Below are 25,225 nucleotides of genomic sequence, written 5' to 3' on the forward strand. Positions count from 1 at the left end.
TTGCTCCCGCTGGGGCGCGAAGCGGCCCTGAATTGGGCCTGCTACGCAGTCCAGCGGGAGCAAGCTCCCTCGCCACAACTACGGATGTGCCTGAAACATCGGCTTAAGTGAACAGCATTACGCCGATTGGCGGGTTTTTTGTGGTCATCACTTCGGACCCACAGGGTAATGGGTTACCGTTCGACATTCGACAAACATCGCGCAAACAACTGCTGGATCGGTTGTGTACGCTGGCTGTAGCGCTGCAACAGCACGATCTCCCGATAGAACGTCAGTTCGCCCAGCGAGATGATCCTGACCTTTGCGCCATAGTCCAGCCAAAGCCCCGCCCGGGGAATCAACGCCACCCCCAGCCCGCACTCGACCATTTTCACAATCGCCTCCAGCTCATCCAGCTCCAGCGCGACTTTGACCTCGATCTGCTGCTCGCGCAGAAAGCCTGTCACCAGCCGGCCACCGAACGAGTTGCGGTCATAACGCACCTGTGGATGCGTGCTGAGTATCTGCAACGGATCCTCGCCTTCAAGGTCCGGTGGCACGATCAACACAAAAGGCTCCTGCCGGATCACCTGGGCCGACAGCTCCTTGGGCAGTTCAAAGGGTGGCTTGATCAGGATCGCCAGATCAAGCTCGCCAGCGTCGACCTGACTCAACAGGTTGAGTGACACGCCGGGCACCAGTTTCGGCTCGAGCAACGGTGCCTGCTGCCGCAAGCGCAGCAATGCCTGGGGCAGCAAACCGGTTTGGGCGGTCGCCACAGCGCCGACCCTCAATTCGCCGCGAAACTCGCTGACGTCGTCACTGACGGCCATGCGCTGAAAGGTTTCGAGGATTTCCCGGGCCATCGGCAACGCTCGCTGCCCGGCCGCGTTGAGGATGGCCTGACGCCCGGTGCGGTCAAACAGGCGAATACCCAACGCCTGCTCCAGGTTGCGCATTTGCGCGCTGACGGCCGATTGCGTGAGGCCAATGTGCATGCCGGCTGCGGCGAACGTGCCATAGCGAGTCACGGCGATGAAGGTTTTCAGTTCACGCAGCATGAGCGCCTCGATTGATCGATTTTATTTGAGCTGGAGGCAAAAATTATCGTCTTTTAATCAAAAATCACAAGACTAGAATCAGCTCAACTCTCCTGTCATCGAGGCTTGAACACCATGCGTCTCTCCCCTTTTCATCTGGCCATTCCGGTGTATGACCTTGCCGCCGCGCGGCTTTTCTATGGCCAGGTGTTCGGCCTGGAGGAAGGACGCTCCAGCGAGCACTGGGTGGACTTCAACTTTTTCGGCCACCAATTGGTCATCCACGAACACCCGAAAACCGCCACCCAGGAATCCGCCCACACCAATGCCGTGGACGGTCACGACGTACCGGTCCCGCATTTCGGCGTGGTGCTGTCGATGGAAGAATGGGAATCGCTGGCCGAACGGCTCACGTCGCTGGGTACGCGCTTCGTGATCGAGCCCGGCATTCGCTTCAAAGGACTAGTGGGCGAACAGGCGACGATGTTTCTGTTCGATCCGTGCGGCAACGCGCTGGAGTTCAAGGCGTTCAAGGACATCGACCAGTTGTTCGCCAAGTAACCTTCAGCATCATGCCGGCCTGCGAGCGGATCCCGTCTAGCTCCCCGCCACCGGACATGGCCCACCCGCGTCTGCCCACAGCTTGAATTGGGTGACAAAAATATCGTGAGGCACCGGCACCGGTGTCCTGTTGCCACCAGGATTCCAGCCCCAGAGCACCAGTTTGTCGTCACTGACATGGGTCATCAGCGCGGCAAAATCACGGTCGCCGTTGCTCGAACGGTCCTTGATCATCTGGCACAGCCGATCAGCCGGCAAGCCGATCCAGGCCATTTTGTGTGCAGCTGATGGCAGCCCCCAATGCGGTGCACCGGGTGGTGCGTGGGGGCCATAACTGGCGGGCGGGTTGGTGTCGGCGTGGCAGGTTGCACAGGGCAGGCCCGCCGCCCCCTTGCCGTCAGTGCCGCGAACCACGTTCATGGCATGCGGTTTCCCGGCGTCGAACTGCAAGGGCGAGTCATCGGGGATATGGCAGTTCTGGCAACGCGGGCTCTGGAACACCTTCTGCACCGTGGCAAACGCCGCCAGTGCGGCTTGATCGTCGGCAAACAGCTCAGAGGTGTAACCACCGCCCCCGAGCAACAGCAGCGCGCCCAGAAACAGATGCCGTCTCATTTCACACCCCCGCCAGTTGCAGCGGCAGTTCACGCAAGCGTTGCCCGGTCAGGGCGAACACCGCATTGGCCACCGCCGGTGCCGTCGGTGGTACCCCGGTCTCGCCGATACCGCCCGGTTTTTCGGTGCTGGGGACGATGTGCACCTCGACCACAGGCATTTCATTCAGGCGCAACACCTGAAAGTCATGGTAATTGGACTGCAGCACTTTCCCGTCCTTGAAGGTCAGCTTGCTGTGCAAGGTGAACCCCAGGCCAAAGGTGATGCCCGATTCCATCTGCGCGGCGATGCTCGCCGGGTTCACCACGACACCGCAATCGACCGCACAGACCACGCGGTGCACACGAATCTTCAGGTTGTCCTGGGACACCTCGGCCACCTGCGCGACGTAACTGCCAAAAGACTCATGCACCGCCACGCCCAACGCGTGCCCCGCAGGCAGCGGCGCCTTCCAGTTGGCCTTCTCCACCGCCAGGTTCAGCACCCCGAGATGGCGCGGATGCTCCTTGAGCAAGGTCCGTCGATATTCCACTGGATCCTTGCCGGCCGCCGTGGCCAGTTCATCGATCAGTGACTCGACGACAAATGCGGTGTGCGTGTGCCCCACAGAACGCATCCACAACACGCTGATGCCGGTTTTCGGCGAATGCAGATCGACCAGGTGGTTGGCCAGGCCCTTGATATACGGACTGTCGGCCACGCCTTCGACCGAGGTCGCATCGACGCCATTCTTGACCATCGTCGCCTCGAATGGGGTGCCGTCCATGATCGACTGCCCGACCAGTACGTGCTGCCAGGCCTGGGGCATGCCCTTGGCATCCAGGCCAATGCGCGCGTGATGGAGGAACGCCGAGCGGTAGTAACCACCGCGTATGTCATCCTCCCGCGACCAGACGGTTTTCACTGGCGCAACGGCCGCCTTCGCGACTTGCACCGCCTCGCTGACAAAGTCCGAGGTCGGATTGGCTCGACGGCCAAAACCACCCCCGAGGAATTCGGTATGAATCTCGACCTGCTCGGGTTTGAGCCCGGTGATTTTCCCCGCAATCATTTGGTCCAGCGTCTGGAATTGGGTGCCGGTCCAGATCTCGCATTTGTCCGGGGTGATTTTCACCGTGCAGTTGAGCGGCTCCATCGGTGCATGGGCCAGATAGGGAACGCTGTATTCAACATCAATCGTCTTCACCGCCTTGCTCAGCGCGGCGCTGATGTCGCCCGCCTGGCTGGCCGGAGTGCCGGGGATCGCGGCGAGCTTGCGGAAATTTTGCAGCAAGGCATCACTGTCGAGCCCGGCATTGGGTCCCAGGTCCCAGTCGATTTTCAGCGCATCGCGGCCGAGTTTGGCGGCCCAATAATGATCGGCCACCACCGCAATGCCCGTCGGCACCTGCACGACTTTATGCACGCCCGGCAGCGCCAATGCCGCCGCGCCATCGAATGATTTGACACTGCCACCAAACACCGGCGGGCGTGCAACCACGGCCGTCAGCAATCCATCGAACTGCACATCCATGCCAAATTTCGCCTGGCCGGTGATTTTTTCCGGGGTATCCAGGCGCTTGGTCGGTTTGCCGATGATCTTCCAGTCCTTGGCGTCCTTGAGCTTGATCGACGCCGGATCGGGCACCGGCAGTTGGCCGGCGTCATTGGCCAACTCACCGTAAGTGGCGCGCTGATCGCCGGCAATCACCACGCCCGGTTCGGTTCGTATCTTCGAGGGTGCGACGTTGAAGCGCTTGGCGGCGGCCTCGATCAACATCAAGCGTGCGGCAGCGCCAGCCTGACGGTAGCGGTCGAATTCCATCCAGGTCGAGGTCGAGCCACCGGTGATCTGCATGCCGCCAAAGGCCGGCAAACCATAATCGGCTGCCGATGCCGGTGCATGCTCGACGCGGATCTTCGTCCAGTCGGCATCCAGCTCTTCGGCGATCAACATGGTCAGGCCCGTCCAGATCCCCTGCCCCATTTCGGAGTGCCCCAACAGAATGGTCACGCTGCCATCGGGCGCGATGCGCAAAAAGGCATTGGGGGCGAACACCGCGTCCGGCGTCGATGCCGCCTGGGCAAAGCGATTGGCTCCCGGAATGACAAACGCCACCACCAGCCCTGCACCGAGCACGGCAGTGCTTTTCAAAAAATCCCGTCGAGAAGTCTCGATCTTCGCATTCATCGTTATGCCTCCCCGATTTGCGCAGCACGTTTGACCGCCGCACGAATGCGCGGGTAGGTCCCGCACCGACAGATATTGCCCGACAGCGCCTGATCGATATCGCTGTCGCTCGGCGACGGGATTTTCGCCAATAAAGCCGCCGCCGACATGATCTGCCCCGACTGACAATAACCGCATTGCACCACGTCGATCTCGGCCCAGGCGCGTTGCACCGGGTGCGAACCGTCGCTCGACAAGCCTTCGATGGTGAGGATTTTTTGCCCGTTGGCGACGGCCGCCGCCGGAGTGATGCAGGAGCGCAACGGCGCGCCGTCGACATGCACCGTGCAGGCGCCGCACTGGGCCATGCCGCAGCCGAACTTGGTGCCGGTCAAGTGCGCGACATCGCGCAATACCCACAACAGCGGCATGTCGCCGGGCACGTCCAGGGATTGGTCTTTGCCATTGATATTGAGCGTCAGCACGGCGGTCTCCTCAGTCACTCACGATGTCCTTTCATGGCGTCACTGTGGCAACGACTGCCTACGCGCGCCTCGGTTTATCCATTGAGCTAAGCGCAATTTTCCCGAAGCCTTGGTTTGCGCGACCACCGGTCACAAAAAAGGGCCACTTCCCAGGAAGCAGCCCTGTGTTTCAAAGCATCAACCGACCTACACCCGCAGCTTGTCGATTGACGGTTACGCCTGACGATCACCGGCTGACTACGCTAATAGTCCAGCCTGATCATTCCTGGAGGAGAACCTTCATGTCGCGCATTCAGAAACTCACGCCCTGCCTGTGGTTCGACGATCAGGCCGAAGCCGCTGCACAGTTCTACTGTTCGGTGTTCGAGCACTCGACCATTACCGCCATCACTCACTATGGCAAGGTCGGTTTCGAGCTCCATGGCCGGCCCGAGGGTTCAGTGATGACTGTCAGCTTCATGCTCGATGGCCAGACCTTTACCGCACTCAATGGCGGCCCGGTGTTTCGCTTTAACGAGGCCGTCTCGTTCCAGGTCAACTGCCATACCCAGTATGAAATCGACCACTTCTGGAATGCGCTGTCTGCCGGTGGTGACAAAAAGGCCCAGCAATGCGGCTGGCTCAAGGACAAGTTCGGCCTGTCGTGGCAAATCGTGCCGGTGGTGATGATGGAAATGATGACCGACAGGGACACCGCCAAATCCCAGCGCGTCATGCAGGCAATGTTGCAGATGAAGAAACTCGACATCGCCACACTCGAGCGAGCCTTTAATGGCGAGAGCTAATACACTCCCCAACTGAACTGCCAAAGGACGCTCGCGGATGAAACACGCCATCGCCAAAAATGCCGACAAAGCCCCTCGCTTCTGGCGCGATGACGCACTGCCCTTCATCGAAGCGCGCTCCATCGCTGATGGCCGCGAAGTCTGTTACGCCCGACATTCCCACGAGTTTTTTTCCATCGGTGCGATCACCGCCGGGCGCAGCACCTATCTCCATGAACACGCCGCGTTTGAAGTCGGCAGCGGCACCGTGGTGCTGATGAACCCCGGCGATGTCCATGCCTGTAACCCGATCGACAATCAGCCCTGGTCTTATCGCATGCTGTATGTCGATACGCCGTGGTTGAACGACCTTCAGCATCAACTGGGGTTCAGCAAAGAGCTGGACTTTCGGCGCTTTTCAACCACCCACTGCAACGACGCCGGGCTGTTTAGCGGGCTCAATCAGCTGTATGACATATTGCTCGACGAGCAGCTGGAGACGCTGCAAAAACACAGTGCCGCCGTAGCGTTTTTTACTCAAGTGCAGCAAACGCTCAATCCGGCTGAATTGAGCGTTCGCGAACCCAACCTCAAGCTGGAGCGAGCGGCCGAGTACATCCGCGACAACTGCACCCTGTCGCTGAAACTCGAAGACATCTGCGAGGCGGCAGATCTGTCTGCATCGTACCTGATCCGTGCTTTCAAGCAGCATTACGGCATGACACCCCACGCGTTTCTGGTCAACCATCGCATCCAGTTCGCCCGCAGCCAACTGCGTCGAGGCAAGTTGATTGCCGACGTGGCGCTGGAAGCCGGGTTCTCTGATCAGGCGCATTTTCAGCGAGCGTTCAAACAGCATTTGGCCGCGACGCCGGGGCAGTATCGCGGTTAAAGCCCGAGATTTATGGCAACAGCAAGTAACCCGCACTCACCGCCAGCAACGACGCCATGAACCGATTAAACAACCGCATGCCGCCGGCATTGCTCAGGTACTGTCGCAGAAAGGTCCCGGCATAAGCCCAGCAGGCCACCGACAGGTAGCAGACCACCAGATACACCGCGGCAAACTGCCAGACCAGCTGCGCTTCGCCGTCGGCAACAAAAGCCCCCATCCCCGCGACACAGGCCAGCCAGGCTTTCGGGTTTAGCCATTGCATCAGCGCGCCGTAGAACATCGTCGGCGCTTGTCCTGAATCACCTGCACTGAGCCGACCATCGTCAGTGGCGAGCTTCCAGGCCATGAACAACAGGAACGCCACCCCGAACAACTGCACCGCCCGTGTCAGCGATGGCCAGAGTTTTAGCAGTTCATGCAGGCCCAACCCCATCAACACCAGTAACAGCACAAACCCCAGCGTTGCACCCGCTACATGCCGTTGGCTGGCGCGAAAGCCGTACTGCGCGCCGGAGCTCAGTGCAACGATGTTCACCGGCCCAGGGGTGATCGACGACGCCAGCGCAAACGCGGCCATGGAAATGATCAGACTCATTGCGCACCTTCTTCAATAACTTCGGGACATCCCGGCGCTCAAAGTAGGAGAACGCTGATAGGCCTGTATTGAAGAAAAACACCCCCGTGCAGTCCTCGACATTTCAGATCGAACGCGTCGGTCACCCAGGTGTCATTAATAGTAATGGGATCGCGGTCTCTGCCCCCTCACACCGTTGAACGGGCAGCGAGTCCAGACAGAAGAGCAGAGTCACCGACAGGGATGTGGCAAGTGACCCTTGCGCTACGCCGAAATCATTGCAAAGGAGATCCTCCGATGGTGACTCACTATAAAACTGCCGGGCACCTGGCTTGCGGCCGCCATGGCAGCAATCTTCCGTCTACGACTGAATTTGCCCGCGTCAAATGCCGCAGCTGCCGCAATACCGACGCGTTCAAGGACGCCCGAAAAGACGCTCGCAACGCCGCACGTCGAGCGGCGCGTAGAGCCAAAGTCGCCCACGCCTCGATTGACTGGCGCGCGTCCTGGATCAAAAGACTCAGCGAGATGCCGGGCCAGCAACGACTCCCACGGGGATTCAGCGGCCAGCCGTACGTTTAGGATTGTGGGAACACAGAGATCAGTACGCCGATGATTGCCATCGGCGTATGCGGTTTGCAAATGGCCGAATCAGTCGTGCTGCAACAGCCCCGAACTGTATTGATTGAAGCTGTTGCCGATCGGGCTTCCACCAAAACTCATCTTGTTGGCACTACGACCGTCGAATTGATGGCAATCGTCTGAAAAACAGCTGCTGGTTGTCACGCCAGAGCACGCGCTCAACAACAACGTGCCGGTGATCAAAAAGATTTTGACGAGGTTCAACTTCATTGTTCAGTTCCCCTTGGCTGGAAACGAGGCGATGCACGATCCGAGTCAAGCATCCTACGCCGCCAGATTAGCTGAAACATAATGAAACATTGCAGGCTGACAGTCTGGGTTCAGCTTCTGGAGATATCCCATCAATTGACAACCTGCCACCAGCTGCGTAAATCGGTTCTCTCTCCTGACTTCAAGAGCTCGCCATGGATATAGCAGCCATCCCGTTCGGCACCACCGACTGGTCGACCGTCGAACCCACCGTCCACGCCGGCGAACGCGGCAGCGCCTATTGGCGCACCCAGCAGTTCGGCGCAATTCGCGTGCGAATGATCGAATACACCGCCGATTACCTGGCAGACCACTGGTGCTTGAAGGGCCACATCCTGCTGTGCCTTGAAGGCGAACTGCACACTGAACTCGAAGATGGGCGCCAGTTCGTGCTGAAACCCGGCATGAGCTATCAAGTGGCGGATAATGCGGAGTCTCACCGGTCGTCGACGGAGACGGGGGCGAAGCTGTTTGTGGTTGATTGACCTCGCCTCGCGGGGCCGTAAACGCAGGGGTAACGACGCACAAGACGACCATTGATCTGCAAATCCGGCCCACATCCAATAAAAACATATTTATATGCTTCAATTGATATTGTTGGACAATCCCACGACAAGAGGGTGCCGTCATGAATATCAAAACCTTGGCTTTACTGCTGCTGGCGCTCTGCGCCCAGCCCGTCTGGAGTCAAACTCCCCCCGCCTCGCCTGCACCAGCCGAGAGCGCCGCGCTCACCACGCGCCTGTCGTTGCGCGGCCTTTGGATCGAGCATATTTTCTGGACCAGAAATTACGCGATAGCCAACCAGAGCGCTAACCATCAACAAGCCCAGGTCGCCGCCGCTCAGGTGGTAGACAACGCAACCCGCATCGCCAACAGCCTTGCTCCGCTGTATGGCCAGCCCGCTGCCGATCAACTGCTCAAGCTGCTTGCCGGTCACTGGGGCGCGGTGAAACATTACAGCGACGCCACGGTCGCCAAAGACAAGAAGGGCCAGCAGGCCGCTGTCGCAGAACTGACGAGCAATGCCAAGGCCATTGCGGCATTTCTCGCCAGCGCCAACCCCAACTTGCCTGAAAGCACGCTGGTGACGATGTTGGCAGCTCACGGCGGCCACCACGTCGCCCAGATCGACCAGCTCGCCGCGCACGACTATGCCGCTGAAGCGAAGACCTGGCAGATGATGCGCGTCCATATACTGGCGCTGGCTGACACGCTGACGGCGGCACTGGTCAAACAGTTCCCGGACAAGTTCTGATACCGAGCGAGCGCAGACCATGCTTGAAGGATTGGGTCGTACGCAGCAGGACCTGCTCAATGCACTGCTGCACCACGCGGGCGGTATGAGCATTGACGAGTTGGCTGAGCAACTGGCTGTCACACGCACCGCGATTCGCCAGCATCTGGCGGCTCTGGAGCGTGACGGACTGGTGCTGCGCGGCGAAACCCGTCCGACAGGCCGGCGACCGGAGCAGCTGTATCAGCTCACCGACCATGCGCGGGAGCAGTTCCCTCGCCACTATCAGTTACTGGCCAGTGTGCTGATTGAAGAAGTGGCCGACATCATCGGCCCCGTCGAACTGGCTTCACTGATGCGCCGTATGGGCCGCAAACTGGCACTGGACCGTGAACGTCAGGTGGTTGACGAAGCAAAAATCGTGCAGCACATGAACCAGGCGGGATACGAAGCGCAGGTGTTCTTTCGCTCATCCGACGACAAGGAAATCGTCGCGCACAACTGCGTCTTCCACCGCTTGGCCGCGGCCTATCCGGTGGTGTGTGAGCTGGATCTGGCGTTGATCGGGACGTTGGGGGGAGCCGAAGTCGACCATACGGAGTGCATGGTACGGGGCGGTAATGTCTGCCGATTCAAGCTTCGGCCGATCGAGCATCAAGCCGAGGCTGGAAAGGATGCAGCACCCGATCCAGCAACGGCTCGATGATCGGCAAACAGCAGCTGCCTCGCGTTCACGACGTCGAGGCAGCTGTTTACCCTTGAGACTTAAGCCTGGACCAGGTTAGCGATCTTGACGTCCGGATCGACGTCAGCCTCGTAGTCCACCCCTTCGATCCCGAAGCCGAACAGGCGCAGGAACTCTGCCTTGTAACCGGCAAAGTCGGTGAGTTCGTAAAGGTTTTCATTGCTGACCTGATCCCAGAGTAGCTTGACGCGCTCCTGGACTTCAGGCGCCAGCTCCTTGTAATCCGCGCGCAGACGCCCTTCTTCGTCCATGACCGGAGGATGGCCGAACAAGCTGTCCTTGTAGAGCGCGTAGACCTGCTCGATGCAGCCTTCGTGTGTGCCCTGCTCTTTCATGACCTTGAACAGCAAGGACAGGTACAGCGGCATGATCGGGATTGCCGAGCTTGCCTGGGTCACTACCGCTTTCAATACCGAAACCCGTGCATCGCCGCCCAGGTCCGCCAGTCGCTCGCGAATGCTCAGGACTTTCTGGTCCAGGTCTTTCTTCGCCGCGCCGATGGAGCCATTCCAGTAAATGTCATGGGTCAGCTTTTCGCCCAGGTACGTGAATGCCGTGGTTTTCGCCCCCTCGGCCAGAACGCCGGCTTCGTGCAGGGCGTCGATCCACATCTGCCAGTCTTCGCCACCCATGACCTTGACGGTACCGTCGATTTCTTCCTGGGTCGCTTCGGCCAAGGTGGTCACGTTGACCTCTTCCTTGTCGGTGTTCAGGCCGCGCTGGGTAACCGACTTGCCGACCGGCTTGAGCGTCGAGCTGTAGACTTCACCGGTTTTCGGATCGGTACGACGCGGTGCGGCGAGGCTGTAGACCACCAGGTCGATCTTGCCCAAGTCGCGCTTGATGGTCTCGATGGTCAGGCGCTTGACTTCATCGGAGAACGCATCACCGTTGATGCTTTTGGCGTAGAGACCTTCCGCTTCGGCGAACGTGTGGAAGGCCGCAGTGTTGTACCAGCCGGCTGTGCCGAGCTTGCCCTCGACGCTTTCACGTTCGAAGAACACACCCAGCGTCTTGGCGCCGCAACCAAAGGCCGCGGTGATGCGCGCAGCCAGTCCGTAACCGGTCGATGCGCCGAGCACCAGGACATTCTTTGGCCCATCGGTGATCTGTCCTTGCGCACGGACGTAGTCGATCTGATTCTTGACGTTGGCTTTGCAGCCAGTGGGGTGGGTAGTCACACAAACAAAACCACGAACGCGCGGTTTAACGATCATAAATATCTCCCTCTTCCAAGATGCCGAGAGCCAATACTGGCTATAAAAGTCATAGACGCTGGGAAAACGGAAGCGTCACGGTGGCGGGCCGATTCATTGACCTCACTGTCCGGGCCTGTCGCAAATCCAGCGCATACCCTCGATGATTTGAGCCGCTGTTTCCAGTCCGAGAGTGGCGTTATTCAAAAACAACCTAACACGCGGTGATGACATTCTGGACGAACCCGTTTCCATTGCTAGCGTTATCCGTAGAAACACCTCAGGTCGTCAGGAGCAATCCGGTGAACAAGCCCATGGAAGAGCCTTATGGCGGTAGGCGCAGGACCTATCTGTTCAAGGAATCGCACCTGAGACCACGGCAACGGGCCCTGCTCCTTGCACTGATTCTGTTGCTCATCAACGGTGTCGGTCGATTGTTCATGGTGGACGTGGTCGGACTTGATGGCGCAATCCTCCAGTTGGTGGTGATCCTCACTGCCTTCGCCACGGTGATCTGTGGCGCCCCACTCATCATGTTTCTGAGCATGGGCTGGTTTACCCGCTACAGCGAATTCCAGAACAGTTTGAAAGGCGGCGCCCTAGCGGCCTATCTGCAACGCTTCTGGTCGACCAGCCTCATCCATTCACTCCAGGACGAAGGAAAGCTGGGGTCGAGCGGTTCCGTCGATGATTGGCGAGTCTGCTCGGACAAAAACCCGGAACTGTGCGAGCGTTTGTTTGCGCGGATCTACCATGAGCAATATGGATTGGTGCCGTTCATTGTGCCTTTCATCATTCTCTTGCTGGTGGCTTATGCCGCGGCAGCCTTGATCGCCTCCAACTATGTCATCCCCAACTGCGACAACACGCTTAAAGTGGCGTGCGTGTACAAGCTCGGGATTCCACTGCTGGTCAGCTCGCTGGCGGGGGCTTTCATGTTTATCGTGAGCGACTCCGTCCTCAGTATCCGCCGCAAGTCACTGAACATTTCCGATGTGTATTGGTACTCCCTGCGCCTGTTTCTGGCCATTCCGCTGGCAATGGTGATCATGAATGCCGGCGCTGGAGATGGCCCGCATATCGTCACAGCCTTTGCCTTGGGTACCTTGCCGATCGATCCGCTGATGAAGATCGTGCGAAGACTGGGCTTTCCCCAACTCACCGATCAGGACAAGAGGGACGGCAGTTCAGACAAGTTGCTGGTCCTGGAAGGCGTGACCCTGCCCGTGGTTGCGACGCTGGAATCGGAGGGCATCAACTCGATCGAGCAGGTGGCTGCGGCGGATCCGGTTTTGCTTTCAATCCGTACCGGATTCCCCTTCAGGTTCACTTTGCGCCTGGGCTCCCAGGCTATCGTGCGGCGCCATCTCGGGGAAAACGCGGCCAGGCTACTTCCGGTGGGGCTGGCTGATGTCGTCCCGGTATTCCTGCTGGTGCGGGCACTCGATACCCCGGCGGTGCCCACCAGTGATTCCCCCGACAAGTACGACGGACCGTTTCCGCGGATCGAGACACCCGATGCGGTCGTCCAGAACGCGGCCGTCCGCCTTTTCCCCGATGACAATGACCTGCAACGCCAGGCCATCACCCGAATGAAATTCCGGCAAATTGCGGCCGAAGAATATACGGTGATGCTGGCACGGATAACGCCGCCCGATACCGGGTTGTAATTACAGGGCGAAGGTCATTTACGCGCCAACTTATACTTGACGCACTCATTATAGAAACTCTGCCGGACAGCCTCGGGCTTGAACTTTGATTGACTGTCGTAGGTTTGCTCGGTAATGCCCATGGCCATCATCCGCATCCAGCCCTTGCTGAATTTGTATGCCTGGATCTTCTGGCGAGCGGCATACAGCGAGACCCCGGACAGCTTGAGCTCCTGGGCCCTTGCCGCTGTACCCGCGCCCCAGCTGCACATAAACCGATCATTGGGCATCAACTCTCTTGCCTGGACAGAGACCGCAATGCTCGCCAGTACCAGCGAGATCGGCACGATCAACACATTGCGCATTTGCATTCCGCCTAACCACCTGAAAATGAAGCGATTTTGGCGGTAATTTTGAGGCTTCGGGGCCAGCAAAATGCCTTCTGTCCGGCTTTACGAGGATGACGTTTGCCGAGCTTCGGTTTATTGCGGCTGAAATGTCTGAAGGTAGGCCAACAGGTTTTCGATCTTTTCCGGATCGCTGATACCCCAGAAAATCATGCGCGTCCCGGGGACTACTTTTTTTGGCGCTTCGATGTAGGCGGCCAGCGTTTCGCGGGTCCAGACCACGTCTGACGATTTCATCGCGGTAGAGTACTGGTAGTCCGTCGTGCTGCCGGCATGGCGCCCAAAAATGCCATTGAGTTGCGGACCAAAAGAACCGCGGGCTGAATCACCCACTTGATGGCAACCGCCGCATATTCGGTTAAAGAGCTTCCCTCCCGCTTCAGCATCGCCGGCCGCGTCTGCTGGTGTGCTGAATACGCCTGCATTGAGCATCAAGGCGACGGTTAGTACTGCGGCTTTCTTCAAGTTCTGCTCCTCATCAGGTGTTACTTACCGCTTTGAAGATCTACAGCGTGCTCTGTGGCAGCGATCACCAGGATTTACGCTCCACGAGGGGACATGAAACCCTATGAATAGAGGGCTCATTCCTGCTTTCGATCAAGTGCTGAGCGGCACGCCGGCCCATTTCGTAATACGGGAGTTGCACGGTGCTCAGCGGTGGATAGAACAACTCGGCAACGCCGATCATATTGTCGTAGCCAAGTACGGCCACCTCGGCGGGAATACGCAGGCCACGACTGAGCAGGTATTGATAAGCGACCAACGCAATGCGGTCGTTGCCACAAATAAGCAGATCGAAGGTCGGCTTTCCATCCGACTCACGCAATTGCTGCTCCAGCGCTACAACCGTTTCCTCATAGGCGTCATCGGTCGACAGGTTGTATTGGGGAACACTGTCCAGGGACACACCGCCTTCTGCCAGGGCGCGAACCAATCCCTGCTGGCGCAACTCCCAAGCGAGGCTGCTTTGCGGCAGGTTGATGCACAACGGATGCCGGTAGCCACGCTTCAATGCTTGCCGCACGGCCTGGTACTGACCGTCTTCGTCATCGGGGACGTAACAGGCCACGCCTGGCTCTGAACTCATGCAGTTGCTGAGTACCAGCGGCAGGCTGCGGAGCACCTGGGGTATCTCGACGGTACGAAGCTGCATGGCGCTGAAGATGATCCCGTCGGGCTGATGCGACAGCATCAGGTCGATGGTTTGCTGACTCGGCGGTGCCTCGAACACGTTGAGAATAAAGACGTTCCAGCCGTTTTCTCGTGCCGTGCGCTCCATTGAAAGCAGCATTTCTACAGCGAAGGGGGTTGTCGCGGTATCCAGCGCGAAGACGCCAATAGTCTTGCCACTGGAGTGACCGCCACGGATCTTGCGCGCAGAAAGACTGGGGACGTATCCCAGGGCCTCGACCGCTTGACGAACTTTCGCCAGCGTTTCCTGGTTCAGCTTTTCCGGGGTGTTGAGCGCCCTGGATACGGTCATGAGGGAAACCCCCGCCAGCCGTGCGACATCTTTAACTGAAGCCATTCGCGGGTGCCATTGCTTGTCTGGCCGGGCATCATGTCATGCTTGGCAAAAGCATGACAACACGATGCCCGGCAGTAGGCGGCACGAATGGCCTGCCAGGGGTGCTCAGAGCTTGAGATCGGCCAGGTTCCAGACAGAAATCTCCCCGCCCCCCCTGCCCCGTTGACTGCAAATCAGCGTTCTGAGTCCGGGCGCTCCCAGCCATCTATCAAGCGCCGTATAAATGGCTTCCACTGCAAAATATGAAAATCGCGGGGTGTAAACCACACCTGCCGGGTCGCAATCTCCAAATAGAATGGTTCTGCTGACGAAAACCGCTTTAGGCATCAGTCTGTTCTTCCTTGAAATGTCAGTCATATTCCGCTTCCCGATGCTCCCCCAGCAGGCGCCGTTGACGCGGTGTCGCGGCAGCCAGCACGTCGGGGTTGAAGCACCAGTGCAGGTAAGGCGAGAACTTCTGCGCCACCATTCGCCGGCCGTAGTGTACCTGCAACAGGTAGCGCACACGGTCGGTGGTTCGGTTGTCGCTACCGGCGTGCCACAGCTCACTGCGAAACATCAGAGCGTCCCCGGCCTGACACAGCACTGGTTTCGCCATACTGCCGTGCCACTGGTTTTCACCACGAGCTGGCGGCCGCCCTGCTCGGTGGCTACCGGGGATCACCCGAGTGGGACTGAGGTCGACATCGATATCGTCGAGGTAGAATTGCGCGGTGCAGATCTGCATCGGCAACTCGAAGGCCGGGTTGGCCAGCAGGCTTCGCGGCAACTCCATCACCAGGTAATCCAGATGCAATGGAGCGCCGATGAAGCCGGGATGGCAGCGCCAGGCGGTCTGGCCAATGATATGACAATCTTCTCCCAAGGCTGCTTCGGCCAGTTCGATGACCCCATCCAGATCGAGAAACGTCAGCCAAAACGAGTCGCGGTTGAACACGCACTTGTAATGGTCAAGCGAGCCACTGTAGTCCCAGTGCTGAGGTTTCAGGCCATCTATTGCATGGCGCAGCGCACTGATTTGGGCGCTATCCAGCACGCCGGGCAGCACCACAAAACCGTCCCGGTGCAAGGCTTGAAGGCGGCTGGCAGTCAGTGATGACAAGCGCTCGGTGGTGTCCATGTTGCGCACCCGGAGAAATGCCGATAATTCCTATTCATACTGGCACTGCGCGGGGTGCTTCGCCACGTTTGCATCCTGACGGAGTCTGAGCAAACGCGTCTATCGTGCGGTACCGTCGTGAGGCTTATAGAAGACAAATTTTCGGGTCTCGGCGGTCTTGATGTATTCCCTGGCCCATTCGGGTTTCACGTGTTTACTATGGAAATACATGGCGCCATGGGTTCGATCAGTGAGTTGGTGATTGAGCGCTTTTCGCGCTATTTCCGTAGCAGCAGCATAGGGAGCGTCTTCGTCGGCATGATCCGAACGTCGATCACACCACCACGAAAACTGGCAGGCATGCTTTTGCGAACCTTGCTTGACCACCTCGCACACCGTACCTGGAAAACCTTCATGGCCTAGCCGGTTCAACACCACATTGGCAACCGCTTCCATGTCGGCCAATTCCCCACCTTTGGCCTCCCAGAAAATAGTGCGTGAAAGACAAGTTATTGCATCCTTCAAAGGTGCTTTGCCTGCCGGATCGACCGCCTGCGCTTCAGAGGGGGTGATCGCCTCGGCTTTGGGCACCGGTGCCACACTGCCCTTCTCTGCAGTCTTCTGTTCCAGGACTTGCGCCTTGTCCACCGCCACCTCCTTGTTTTGCGCTTGGTCAGCCGCGCTCACCTGCCCCCCGAGAAGGGTTATTGAGAGACAAGTAGCAATCCAGATCAGACGCATGACGAACCTGCTGACCAAGTCATGTTGGCGGCTCCGCTTATTGCGGTCGACACCGTAGCGGCCCAATCATTCCAACAGACTGACAGCTGGCAACTATTGCCGCTGCGTATCACCCGACCGGCCGCTCCCCCTTCTGCTTTGCGTGTAGATATGCCGACGCAGGGGAACTCCTGACTGCCGCCACACCTCCAAATTTAAGTAGCACATCCGTTGCTTCATCCATTCGGAGGACGCCGTCATGCGTCGCACACTTGTCATCTCTTCGCTAATCCTTTGTCTGCCCTTTGGTTCGGCCTTTGCCCGTGTAGATGCACGCGATGTCGCCACCTCGGCAGGTGTTTCCGCATCCCTTTACTCAACGTTCAAGGACCACAAACTGGTCGTTTCCGCCCGCGATGACGCTTCCAGCTTCGTAGCGAGTGGAGGTGCCATTCGCGGTGCCTATCTGGAGTCGGAGTTGAAACGGATTCGACTTGAACACCCAGGCCTCAAGGCCAGCGACGAAGATCTGGCCCAAGCAATCCTCATTCAAGCCGAGGCACCTGCCGATCACTAGAGGCATACGCACGTCAGTGACAAACTTCGAGGTTCACCGGGATGATGACGTTGGCCTAACGTCCCGGTCCTCGGCCTCTGTGCTGACATGCACCACCGACCAGGAACTCCTGTCCGACAGCGCGGATCAAAAAACATAAGACCAGTCATTCAGGTCTCATGTTTTCGGAGGATTCGCCATGCGACGTATATTCCTCATTCCATTGCTGGTGCTTTGCCTGCCCTTCGGTTCGGCCATGGCCCACAGGCGCCATATGCCCGATATTGATGCGCGCGAAGTTGCAACGTCGGCAGGGCTCTCCGTGTCGCTGTACTCGACATTCAGAGACGACAAAATCGTCACGCCAGCCCGCGAAGACCTCTCCAGCTTCGTCGCGAGCGGCGGCGCCATTCGCGACGCCAATCTGGAGTCGATGTTGATGCAGGCTCGACACGATTATCCTGGCCTCAAGGCCAGTGACGAAGAGCTGGCCCAGGCGCTGCTCGTTCAATCCGGGGTACCTGCGGATCACTAGAGATGGACGACGCAGGTCAGTGACAGGCCCCGTTGGGTGCAACGAACGTTGCGTGTACCTGGCTACGGTGGACGCTCGAGTCGATCCCTCCTGCAAGGGTTCGACGGCACGACCGTGAGTCGGCACCGTCGTTGCACTCGCAAACAGTCCAACATCATCACTGCGAAGCCCATTGAACACATTTGATCGCCAGAATAGTGGTCGGATCCACCAACGCGACAGTGTGCTCACGTATTTTGAAATCGTCGCAATGGCTCAAGACCAGCGGCAGCTCCGTGCATCCCAGAATCAGCACATCCGCCCCCAATTCACACAGATGCTCTGCGGCAAGCAGGAGCTGATCCTTGCAATGCCCGTCGACAAAACCGGCCTTGATCCCACGCTCACCATAAATCGCATCCATCACCAGCCCCTGATAATCGAAGCCTGGAGTGATCAGTTGCAAACCGGCGAGCCGTGCAGCGTCATGATAGACCCGGCTCTGGATCGTGCCGGAGGTGGCCAGCAGTCCAATTGTCTTGCCTGAACCGTATCGCTCGGCGATAGCGCCTATGGTTTCGTTGAGCATATTGATAATGGGAACCCGAAGGTAAGCCTGGATACGCTCGACGAACGCGTGCGCGGTATTGCACGGGATCGCAATGGCGTTTGCACCATAACTCTCAAGCCGTTTGCAGGCGGCATACATGGCCATGGTTGGATCGGCTTGATTGAACAACAGGTTCGCGGTTCGGTCCGGAATCTGCGGATTCTGTTCGACGACCATCTTGATGTGTTCCTGATCCCGGCCAGCCGGCGTATGCCTGACCACCTTGGCCATGAAATCCACCGTCGCCGCCGGGCCTACGCCTCCCACGATGCCAAGCTTGAACGGTGGACGAGCCGTTTGGTTCTCTGGAAGGGTCGCCGCCGCAGCGTATATTTCATTCACATCGAGCAGCTTCACCCCGCGACGTTGCAGGTCGGCACACACCAGCGAGAGCTCTGTCATCCCTGGGACGATCAGGCTCGCCCCCTGGTATTGCAGCGACAGGCAGGCCTGATGCACACGCTCCAACGGGACACCCTCAAGCTGTCCGTCCTTGATACCGTCGACACCGTACATCGCCTCCATCATCGCCGATTGATCCTGCTCAGTCGGATAGACCAATTGGAAGTCAGCCCCAAGGTAGCGCTCAAATAACCCTGAGTGACGAACGTAGTCCGAGGCCAGAACCCCCAGCGTGCTGCCCGGGTCTGCAACATGACGGATGTTCTCGCTCAGGGCCGCCATCATGTCCAGGATGGGAATACCCAACTCCTCCTGGATCTCCTCCCGGAAGGTGTGGCTCGCGAAACAAGGCAACATGATCGCGTCCACCCCGCTCGCCTCAAACGATTGGCAGACTTGAAAGACATAGAACTTTCTGGAGGTCATGCTCGCGACCCTGTCCAGTGGCAACAGAATGTCCTTGAAGGGATGTTGCTCGAAGAGGAAGTGGTATCTACCTTGATCAGCCAGCACGGCTCTCGACTTGACCAGCTTGAAGAAAAGGTCGCCTCCCGCCAGGGAGCCAAGCCCGCCGACGATACCCAGTTTTCGGGTCAGGGCTGGCGTGTTTGTTCGTTGGGATTGGGTTTTCATCATGATGTTCACACGGCAACCGAGGAAGCGCTGGGTACTGTTGACGCCTGGATAACCGGCGCTGCTTCATCAGCCTCTTCGGCGGGTTCCGATTTCGCAACGACAGCCGTGGCGATGCTGTTACCGACGACATTGGTCGCGGTCCTGGCCATATCAAGGAATTGGTCGATACCGAGAATCAACAAAATGCCCGCTTCAGGAAGGTTGAACATCGGCAACGTTGCCGCCACCACCACAACCGAAGCTCTTGCGACACCGGCCATGCCTTTGCTCGTCACCATCAAGGTCAGCAATATCAGCAGTTGCTGGGTAAAGCTCAGCTCAACGTTATAGGCCTGGGCGATGAACATGATTGCAAACGCCTGGTACATCATCGAACCGTCGAGGTTGAACGAATACCCCAACGGCAGCACAAAGCTGGACACCCGTTTCGGAGCGCCGAACTTCTCCAGAGCCTCCATGGTTTTCGGGTAGGCAGATTCGCTACTCGCCGTGGAAAACGCCAAAAGGATCGGCTCCTTGATCAGCTTCCCCAAGGTAAAAACCGAACGACCGAGAAACAGATAACCTGCGCCGAACAGCACCACCCAGAGGATGGCAATGCCCAGGTAGAACTCGGCGATCAGCTTGCTGTAGTCCAGCAACAAGCCAAGCCCTTCAGTGGTGATCGCGGACGCAATAGCGGCGAACACGCCGATGGGCGCAAAGGCCATGACATAGTCGGTGATCTTGAACATCACCTTGGCCAGCTCATCCACGCCCTTGGTGATCTGCGTAAAACCCGCTTTTTTCACGGCGGCCAGGGCAAAACCGAAAAACAGCGAGAACACGACAATCTGCAAGATCTCGTTGTTGGCCATCGCCTCGGCAATGCTGCGCGGGAAAACATGACTGATAAACACCTTGAGACTGAAATCACCGGTGTTCACCGCCAACGGCGTGGCGCCCGCCTGACTGACGTGCAGATCGAGCCCGGCACCCGGCTGGAACACGTTCACCAGTAGCATGCCAATGAACAGTGAAACCACCGACGCGCTGATGAACCAGGCCATCGCCCTGGTGCCGATGCGCCCCACGGATCTCGAACTGCCCATGCTGGCGATACCGCCAACCAGCGTCGCAAACACCAGTGGCGCGATGATCATTTTGATCATGCGAAGAAAGATGTCGGTGACCATCGAGAAGTAGGTAGCGATTTCTTTCGCAGACTTGGCGTCTGCTGCGAAATGGTGGCAAAGCCAGCCAACGAGCACGCCCAATGCGATGCCGTAGGCGATATGCCGAGGGAGTCTGTTGTTCTTCACGGTGTTTTCCTCAAGTCGTGTTATTGGTTTTTTGCTTGGCAGGAGAAAGGATCGAAATGCCCGGGTGCTCTGTTGCTGCGGGCGGCATGATCGATTCTATGAAGAGCGTGATAGGCAGATGATGAGTAATCGCCATATCCCGATGCGGTTTTGGAATAGTTTGTGAAATGTCGCGAATACCGGGTATCAGGGGCGTAGAATTTTGCGCAGCACAGCTGGAGGCGGCGTCATGCAAATCAAGTGGTTGGACGATCTATTGGCAATCGCCGAGTGCAAGAATTTCTCCCGGGCGGCCGAGATTCGATGCGTCACCCAATCGGCGCTGTCGAGACGGATTCGCTCTTTGGAGGATTGGGTGGGTGTCGAGCTGGTCGATCGGGGCACCTACCCGATTCAATTGACGCTGGCAGGCCGAACCTTTTGCGAACAAGGACGCGAAGCCCTGGCTGCATTGCTTGAATTGCGTTCAGCGCTCAGGCAAGAGGAACGAATGCCAGGGCGCTCCATTCAGGTCACTGCCGGGCACAGCCTGTCGATGACCTTCCTGCCCAAATGGCTGACCCGCTTTCAACAGCACAATGCGCATTTCAATGCGCGTGTGGTGGCGGCCAATATCCATGATGCGGTCATCGCACTGGCCGAGGGAAACTGCGATCTGATGATCGTTTACCATCACCCTCAAGCGCCGATCCTGCTGGATGTCGAAAAATTCGTCAGCCTGACCTTAGGGCACGACTCGTTCATCCCTCTCTGCGCTCCGAATCGTCGGGGTGAACCGCTGCACCGGCTGCCTGGGAAAACCGGAAAACCCGTCCCGCACCTGGCTTATACCACCACGACTTTTTTGGGGCGCGTTGCCGATATCGTCATCAAGAACGCCCCTGTTCCCTGCGTGCTTTCCCGTTGCTATGAAGCCGATATGGCGATGCTGCTTATGCGGATGGCAATCGAGGGCTACGGCGTGGCGTGGTTGCCCGAAAGTGCCGTGACGGAAGCACTGGAACGCGGGCAACTCGTCAGGGCCGGTGGCAACGAGTGGAGCGCTCAGCTGGAAATCCGCTCGTACTGTTCGAAAGCCAATCAAAATCCGACCATGCTGGAACTGTGGAAAACACTGGAGACAGCTTCACACCGTATCTCTGTCTAGCATCAACGGGCTGTGACGACGTTCATTCGAGCGCATGCCGCCAAACGCAGGCCGGCCGGCCCGCCGCGCAATGCCACCTATACTCAATTTCACCTCCCCCCTCGGGGCCTGCACTGCCAACAATAGACGCAGAGGTGGAACATGGTCTGGCAGCAAGTCTACGATCCCTTCGGTAACCCGCTGGTCTCGACTCTCATGGCGGCGTTACCGGTGGTGGTGATGCTCACGTCCCTGGCGTTTTTCCATCTCAAGGCGCATATCGCGGCCTTGCTGGCCCTGAGCACGGCCTTGCTGATCGCCATCTTCGCCTTCGGCATGCCGGCGAACATGGCCGGTTCCGCCGCTCTCTTGGGTGCCGCGACGGGTCTGGTTCCGATTGGCTGGATCGTGCTCAACATCATCTATCTGCATCGGCTGACCACTGAGAACGGCTCGTTCAAAGTCCTGCAGGATTCCCTGGCGCGCATTACCGACGATCGCCGCCTGCAATTGCTGCTGATCGCCTTTTGCTTCGGCGCGTTCTTCGAAGGCGCGGCGGGGTTTGGCACGCCGGTGGCGGTGACCGGGGCCATCCTGATCGGGCTGGGTTTCTCGCCCCTGGCCGCGTCCGGCCTGGCGTTGATCGCCAACACCGCGCCAGTGGCGTTCGGGGCCTTGGGCACCCCCATCATCACTTTGGCCAAGGTCACCGGGCTGGACGAAATGCAACTGTCGATGATGGTCGGCCGGCAGTTGCCGTTCTTCTCGGTGCTCGTGCCGTTCTGGTTGATCTGGGCCTTCGCCGGTTGGCGCAAGATGCTGGAAATCTGGCCGGCGATTCTGGTGGCCGGGGTCAGCTTCGCGGTGCCGCAGTTTTTTGTGTCCAACTACCATGGGCCGATGCTGGTGGACGTGATTGCCGCGCTGATCTCCATGGCCTGCCTGACCGGTTTTCTCAAGGTCTGGAAACCCGCCCGCGTACACACCTCTGCCGCCTTGTCGGGGCGAGTCGACGACTCAAAAGTCGAGGAATCGCCAGACGAAAAAACGGCGGCCAGTGCAACCTTTGCCAGCGATGCCCGCCCCACCGTCATGCGTGCGTGGATGCCCTGGATCATCCTCACGGTTTTCGTCTTTGCCTGGGGCACTCAAGGCTTCAAAAACATGTTCGACACCCGTCCGGCCATGGACCCGCAAACCCACTCGGCCAAGCTCGATCCCCAGGGTAAGCCGATGAGCGAGGCGAACCCGATCTTCGCACCGGCCCTGACCTTCACCACTCTGCACTTGCAGGTCGAGAAAGTCCCGCCCGTGGTGCCGCAACCGAAACCTGAGGAAGCCATCTACAAATTCACCTGGCTCACCAGCACCGGCAGCGGCATCCTGCTGGCGGCGATCTTCGGTGGGCTGCTGATGGGCTATTCCATCCCGCAACTGGTGAGCCAATACCTGCGAACGCTGTGGGTGGTGCGCTATTCGCTGACCACCATCGCGGCGATGCTCGCCCTCGGTTTCATCACCCGCTATTCCGGTCTGGACGCAACCATGGGCCTGGCCTTCGCCGCCACCGGAATCTTCTACCCGATGTTCGGCACCCTGCTCGGCTGGCTCGGCGTCGCCTTGACCGGCTCGGACACGGCGTCCAACGTGCTGTTCGGCGGCTTGCAACGAGTAACCTCGGAACAACTGGGCATCAGCCCGATATTGATGGCCGCGGCCAACAGTTCCGGCGGGGTCATGGGCAAGATGGTCGACGCCCAGTCGATCGTGGTGGCCTCCACTGCCACCCGCTGGTACGGGCATGAAGGGGAAATCCTGCGCTATGTGTTTTTCCACTCCATCGTGCTGGCGATACTGGTCGGTGGGCTGGTCACGTTGCAGGCGTATGTGGTGCCGTTCAGCCACTTGGTGGTCGGCGGGCATTGATCAACATCAGGTGGGTTGTTTTCCTTTAGCTCCATGCCCGGGCTCTTCGCCCGGGCGTGGAGCGTGTCAGCCACCTACACCAGCCGCTCGATCTTCTGATGCTGCCAGACGATGGTGTAATACGCCGTCTGCAACATCAGCATCCCCAGGTAAGCCAGCGGAAACGCCATCCACACGCCTTGCAATCCGAACTGCGCATCCAGCACATACGCCATCGGCAACTGCACCCCGACCACGCACACGATCGCAATCGCCACCGGCACCATCACCGTGCCGCTGGCGCGCATGATGCCGCCGATAACCGCCTGGAAACCGAACACCAGCAGGCTCCAGAGCATGATGTGCAACAGGTGTTCGGCCATGGCCTGGGTGGACGGATCGGTGAGGAACAACCCCAGCAACCAGTGCGACAGCAAATAACCCAGCACCACCAGGCCACCGGTCAGCCACACATTGATCAACAACCCGGTGCGCAGGATCAGCCCGATCCGCTCGATACGCCCTGCCCCGATGGCCTGAGCCCCGAGGATCGACGCCGTGATCGCAATCGACAGCGCCGGGAACTGCACGTAATTGACGATCTGCGTCACCGCCCCGTACGCCGCCGTCGCCTGGGAACCGTGCTGGTTGACCAGCGCCAGAATCACCAGCTCCGACAGCGACAGCACGACCATCTGCAACCCGGTGGGCAGGCCGATGCGCAGCACTTTGCCGAGGATCCCCAGGTCCAGCCGCATCGCCGCAAAAAACGCCCGATCCGGCGCCAACGGATGCCCCTTGCGAATCAACCGCCAAGCCAGCCAACCCATCGCCGACAGGTTGCCCGCCAACCCGGCAAACGCCGCACTCTGAATGCCCATCTGCGGCAAACCGAACCAGCCGCGAATCAACGCCGGCGTCAGCGCCAGCCCGATACACGTCGACACCACCAGCGCCACCAGTGGCGACAACGTATCGCTGACCCCACGCAACAACTGGGTAAACAGCACATAAACCAACAGCGACGGCAGGGTCCACATCATCACATGCGCATACGCCACCGCATCGTCCAGCACATCCGCCGGCGTCCCCAACCCCTGCAACGCCGGCCGCGCAAACACACTCCCCACCACCGCCGCCACCAAGCCGATCATCGCCCCCAACAGCAACGTCGTCCCGGCAATCGCCTTGACCATCTGCGGCTCCCGCGCGCCCCACGCCTGACCAATCAACACCCCCGCCCCCGCACCGAGGCCAATGACCAGCGCGATAAAGAAAAACACGATCGGGAACATCCCGGACACCGCCGCCAGGGCTTGAGTGCCGAGCATTTGGCCGATGTAGATGCTGTTGATCGTGCCTGACATGGACTGCAGGAAGTTGGACAGGACCATGGGGGCCAGGAACAGGAGGTAGGTTTGCCAGAGGGGGCGCTGGATGGAGGGGGTTTGCATGGGTGAGAGGTTCCGTCTCGGGTGGGGATGCCGTGACGGGATTCTACGGAGGGTGGAATGAGTAATGAACACAAATAATCGGGATCGATCAGGTACTCGGAATCGGTGGCTGACCGAGTTGATGACTCGCCATTCACGGGAGCCTGCATGCGTTGCCTCATGCCCATGCTCAACCCTTCGCCGGCAC

The 25,225-nt window shown here is 58.9% G+C and carries 27 protein-coding genes and 1 pseudogene; 12 read left to right on the plus strand and 16 right to left on the minus strand.

Annotation, left to right across the window (positions count from 1 at the left end; all coding sequences use genetic code 11):
* Positions 1 to 173 precede the first annotated feature (173 nt).
* Positions 174 to 1,040 (minus strand): LysR family transcriptional regulator, encoded by an 867-nt coding sequence (locus AC1RJ3_RS28850; protein ID WP_493081853.1) that lies wholly within the window; start codon positions 1,038 to 1,040, stop codon positions 174 to 176.
* A 114-nt stretch (positions 1,041 to 1,154) separates the two neighbouring features.
* On the opposite strand from AC1RJ3_RS28850, the gene AC1RJ3_RS28855 reads away from it, so the two are divergent.
* Positions 1,155 to 1,580 (plus strand): VOC family protein, encoded by a 426-nt coding sequence (locus AC1RJ3_RS28855; RefSeq protein ID WP_103314458.1) that lies wholly within the window; start codon positions 1,155 to 1,157, stop codon positions 1,578 to 1,580.
* Between the two features lie 36 nt (positions 1,581 to 1,616).
* Here the strand turns inward: AC1RJ3_RS28855 and AC1RJ3_RS28860 are convergent, their stop codons facing one another.
* From AC1RJ3_RS28860 to AC1RJ3_RS28870, 3 genes are read right to left on the minus strand one after another with little or no spacing between them, the layout of a single operon-like run.
* Positions 1,617 to 2,195, minus strand: a complete 579-nt coding sequence (locus tag AC1RJ3_RS28860) for a hypothetical protein (RefSeq protein WP_493081855.1) — start codon at positions 2,193 to 2,195, stop codon at positions 1,617 to 1,619.
* A gap of 1 nt (position 2,196) precedes the next feature.
* Positions 2,197 to 4,365 carry a xanthine dehydrogenase family protein molybdopterin-binding subunit gene (locus tag AC1RJ3_RS28865; RefSeq protein WP_493081857.1) on the minus strand — a complete coding sequence of 723 codons (2,169 nt, stop codon included), beginning with the start codon at positions 4,363 to 4,365 and terminating at the stop codon, positions 2,197 to 2,199.
* A 2-nt stretch (positions 4,366 to 4,367) separates the two neighbouring features.
* Positions 4,368 to 4,829, minus strand: a complete 462-nt coding sequence (locus tag AC1RJ3_RS28870; protein WP_054598315.1) for a (2Fe-2S)-binding protein — start codon at positions 4,827 to 4,829, stop codon at positions 4,368 to 4,370.
* Positions 4,830 to 5,110: 281 nt separating this feature from the next.
* On the opposite strand from AC1RJ3_RS28870, the gene AC1RJ3_RS28875 reads away from it, so the two are divergent.
* Entirely contained in the window at positions 5,111 to 5,614 is a 504-nt protein-coding gene (locus AC1RJ3_RS28875; RefSeq protein ID WP_347929890.1) for a VOC family protein, read from the plus strand.
* A gap of 37 nt (positions 5,615 to 5,651) precedes the next feature.
* Positions 5,652 to 6,485, plus strand: coding sequence for an AraC family transcriptional regulator (locus AC1RJ3_RS28880; RefSeq protein ID WP_054597112.1), 834 nt, complete (start codon positions 5,652 to 5,654; stop codon positions 6,483 to 6,485).
* A 10-nt stretch (positions 6,486 to 6,495) separates the two neighbouring features.
* Here the strand turns inward: AC1RJ3_RS28880 and AC1RJ3_RS28885 are convergent, their stop codons facing one another.
* Positions 6,496 to 7,083 (minus strand): LysE family translocator, encoded by a 588-nt coding sequence (locus AC1RJ3_RS28885; RefSeq protein WP_054597111.1) that lies wholly within the window; start codon positions 7,081 to 7,083, stop codon positions 6,496 to 6,498.
* Positions 7,084 to 7,359: 276 nt separating this feature from the next.
* Here AC1RJ3_RS28885 and AC1RJ3_RS28890 point away from each other — a divergent pair, with 276 nt between their 5' ends.
* On the plus strand, positions 7,360 to 7,644 hold the full coding sequence (locus AC1RJ3_RS28890) for a hypothetical protein (protein WP_054597110.1): 285 nt from the start codon (positions 7,360 to 7,362) through the stop codon (positions 7,642 to 7,644).
* A gap of 69 nt (positions 7,645 to 7,713) precedes the next feature.
* On the opposite strand, the gene AC1RJ3_RS28895 is transcribed toward AC1RJ3_RS28890, so the two are convergent.
* Positions 7,714 to 7,914, minus strand: a complete 201-nt coding sequence (locus AC1RJ3_RS28895) for a hypothetical protein (protein WP_054597109.1) — start codon at positions 7,912 to 7,914, stop codon at positions 7,714 to 7,716.
* Between the two features lie 194 nt (positions 7,915 to 8,108).
* Here AC1RJ3_RS28895 and AC1RJ3_RS28900 point away from each other — a divergent pair, with 194 nt between their 5' ends.
* The 3 genes from AC1RJ3_RS28900 to AC1RJ3_RS28910 all read left to right on the plus strand — a co-directional run bounded on the left by AC1RJ3_RS28900 (position 8,109) and on the right by AC1RJ3_RS28910 (position 9,896).
* Positions 8,109 to 8,438, plus strand: a complete 330-nt coding sequence (locus tag AC1RJ3_RS28900; protein WP_103314450.1) for a DHCW motif cupin fold protein — start codon at positions 8,109 to 8,111, stop codon at positions 8,436 to 8,438.
* 143 nt (positions 8,439 to 8,581) lie between these two features.
* Complete coding sequence (locus AC1RJ3_RS28905; RefSeq protein ID WP_054597107.1) at positions 8,582 to 9,211, plus strand: hypothetical protein; 630 nt, start codon at positions 8,582 to 8,584, stop codon at positions 9,209 to 9,211.
* 19 nt (positions 9,212 to 9,230) lie between these two features.
* Complete coding sequence (locus AC1RJ3_RS28910; protein ID WP_493081861.1) at positions 9,231 to 9,896, plus strand: helix-turn-helix transcriptional regulator; 666 nt, start codon at positions 9,231 to 9,233, stop codon at positions 9,894 to 9,896.
* Between the two features lie 59 nt (positions 9,897 to 9,955).
* Here AC1RJ3_RS28910 and fabV read toward each other — a convergent pair whose 3' ends face one another.
* On the minus strand, positions 9,956 to 11,152 hold the full coding sequence (gene fabV / locus AC1RJ3_RS28915; protein ID WP_054597105.1) for an enoyl-ACP reductase FabV: 1,197 nt from the start codon (positions 11,150 to 11,152) through the stop codon (positions 9,956 to 9,958).
* Between the two features lie 281 nt (positions 11,153 to 11,433).
* Here fabV and AC1RJ3_RS28920 point away from each other — a divergent pair, with 281 nt between their 5' ends.
* On the plus strand, positions 11,434 to 12,801 hold the full coding sequence (locus AC1RJ3_RS28920) for a hypothetical protein (RefSeq protein ID WP_489112341.1): 1,368 nt from the start codon (positions 11,434 to 11,436) through the stop codon (positions 12,799 to 12,801).
* Positions 12,802 to 12,815: 14 nt separating this feature from the next.
* Here the strand turns inward: AC1RJ3_RS28920 and AC1RJ3_RS28925 are convergent, their stop codons facing one another.
* From AC1RJ3_RS28925 to AC1RJ3_RS28950, 6 genes and pseudogenes are all read right to left on the minus strand, one after another.
* The gene (locus AC1RJ3_RS28925) at positions 12,816 to 13,151 is read right to left on the minus strand and encodes a hypothetical protein (protein ID WP_102667264.1); all 336 of its coding nucleotides are present in this window, start codon (positions 13,149 to 13,151) and stop codon (positions 12,816 to 12,818) included.
* 111 nt (positions 13,152 to 13,262) lie between these two features.
* Positions 13,263 to 13,652, minus strand: a complete 390-nt coding sequence (locus AC1RJ3_RS28930) for a c-type cytochrome (RefSeq protein WP_347929885.1) — start codon at positions 13,650 to 13,652, stop codon at positions 13,263 to 13,265.
* A 64-nt stretch (positions 13,653 to 13,716) separates the two neighbouring features.
* Positions 13,717 to 14,715, minus strand: coding sequence for a LacI family DNA-binding transcriptional regulator (locus AC1RJ3_RS28935; protein ID WP_054597103.1), 999 nt, complete (start codon positions 14,713 to 14,715; stop codon positions 13,717 to 13,719).
* Between the two features lie 171 nt (positions 14,716 to 14,886).
* Positions 14,887 to 15,042 (minus strand): annotated as a pseudogene (locus AC1RJ3_RS28940) (acyl-CoA thioesterase); the annotation flags it as partial.
* 22 nt (positions 15,043 to 15,064) lie between these two features.
* Positions 15,065 to 15,835 (minus strand): phytanoyl-CoA dioxygenase family protein, encoded by a 771-nt coding sequence (locus AC1RJ3_RS28945; RefSeq protein WP_493081866.1) that lies wholly within the window; start codon positions 15,833 to 15,835, stop codon positions 15,065 to 15,067.
* Positions 15,836 to 15,934: 99 nt separating this feature from the next.
* A complete protein-coding gene (locus AC1RJ3_RS28950; protein WP_054597101.1) occupies positions 15,935 to 16,555 on the minus strand; it encodes a cell wall hydrolase in 621 nt (206 codons plus the stop codon).
* A 238-nt stretch (positions 16,556 to 16,793) separates the two neighbouring features.
* On the opposite strand from AC1RJ3_RS28950, the gene AC1RJ3_RS28955 reads away from it, so the two are divergent.
* Both AC1RJ3_RS28955 and AC1RJ3_RS28960 read left to right on the plus strand, forming a co-directional pair.
* Positions 16,794 to 17,111, plus strand: a complete 318-nt coding sequence (locus AC1RJ3_RS28955; protein WP_054597100.1) for a DUF2388 domain-containing protein — start codon at positions 16,794 to 16,796, stop codon at positions 17,109 to 17,111.
* A 178-nt stretch (positions 17,112 to 17,289) separates the two neighbouring features.
* The gene (locus AC1RJ3_RS28960) at positions 17,290 to 17,625 is read left to right on the plus strand and encodes a DUF2388 domain-containing protein (RefSeq protein ID WP_493081868.1); all 336 of its coding nucleotides are present in this window, start codon (positions 17,290 to 17,292) and stop codon (positions 17,623 to 17,625) included.
* Positions 17,626 to 17,782: 157 nt separating this feature from the next.
* Here the strand turns inward: AC1RJ3_RS28960 and cuyB are convergent, their stop codons facing one another.
* Positions 17,783 to 19,249 carry a cysteate racemase gene (cuyB, locus tag AC1RJ3_RS28965; protein WP_493081894.1) on the minus strand — a complete coding sequence of 489 codons (1,467 nt, stop codon included), beginning with the start codon at positions 19,247 to 19,249 and terminating at the stop codon, positions 17,783 to 17,785.
* A gap of 8 nt (positions 19,250 to 19,257) precedes the next feature.
* The gene (locus AC1RJ3_RS28970) at positions 19,258 to 20,553 is read right to left on the minus strand and encodes a dicarboxylate/amino acid:cation symporter (protein ID WP_493081870.1); all 1,296 of its coding nucleotides are present in this window, start codon (positions 20,551 to 20,553) and stop codon (positions 19,258 to 19,260) included.
* A 229-nt stretch (positions 20,554 to 20,782) separates the two neighbouring features.
* Here AC1RJ3_RS28970 and AC1RJ3_RS28975 point away from each other — a divergent pair, with 229 nt between their 5' ends.
* Positions 20,783 to 21,700 carry a LysR substrate-binding domain-containing protein gene (locus AC1RJ3_RS28975; RefSeq protein ID WP_347930027.1) on the plus strand — a complete coding sequence of 306 codons (918 nt, stop codon included), beginning with the start codon at positions 20,783 to 20,785 and terminating at the stop codon, positions 21,698 to 21,700.
* Between the two features lie 141 nt (positions 21,701 to 21,841).
* Positions 21,842 to 23,605, plus strand: a complete 1,764-nt coding sequence (locus tag AC1RJ3_RS28980) for an L-lactate permease (RefSeq protein WP_493081875.1) — start codon at positions 21,842 to 21,844, stop codon at positions 23,603 to 23,605.
* Between the two features lie 74 nt (positions 23,606 to 23,679).
* On the opposite strand, the gene AC1RJ3_RS28985 is transcribed toward AC1RJ3_RS28980, so the two are convergent.
* Positions 23,680 to 25,038: an MATE family efflux transporter gene (locus AC1RJ3_RS28985; RefSeq protein WP_347929880.1), complete on the minus strand. Its 1,359-nt coding sequence runs from the start codon at positions 25,036 to 25,038 to the stop codon at positions 23,680 to 23,682.
* Positions 25,039 to 25,225 lie beyond the last annotated feature (187 nt).

This window comes from Pseudomonas sp. GW822-FHT04C11, assembly GCF_058800905.1.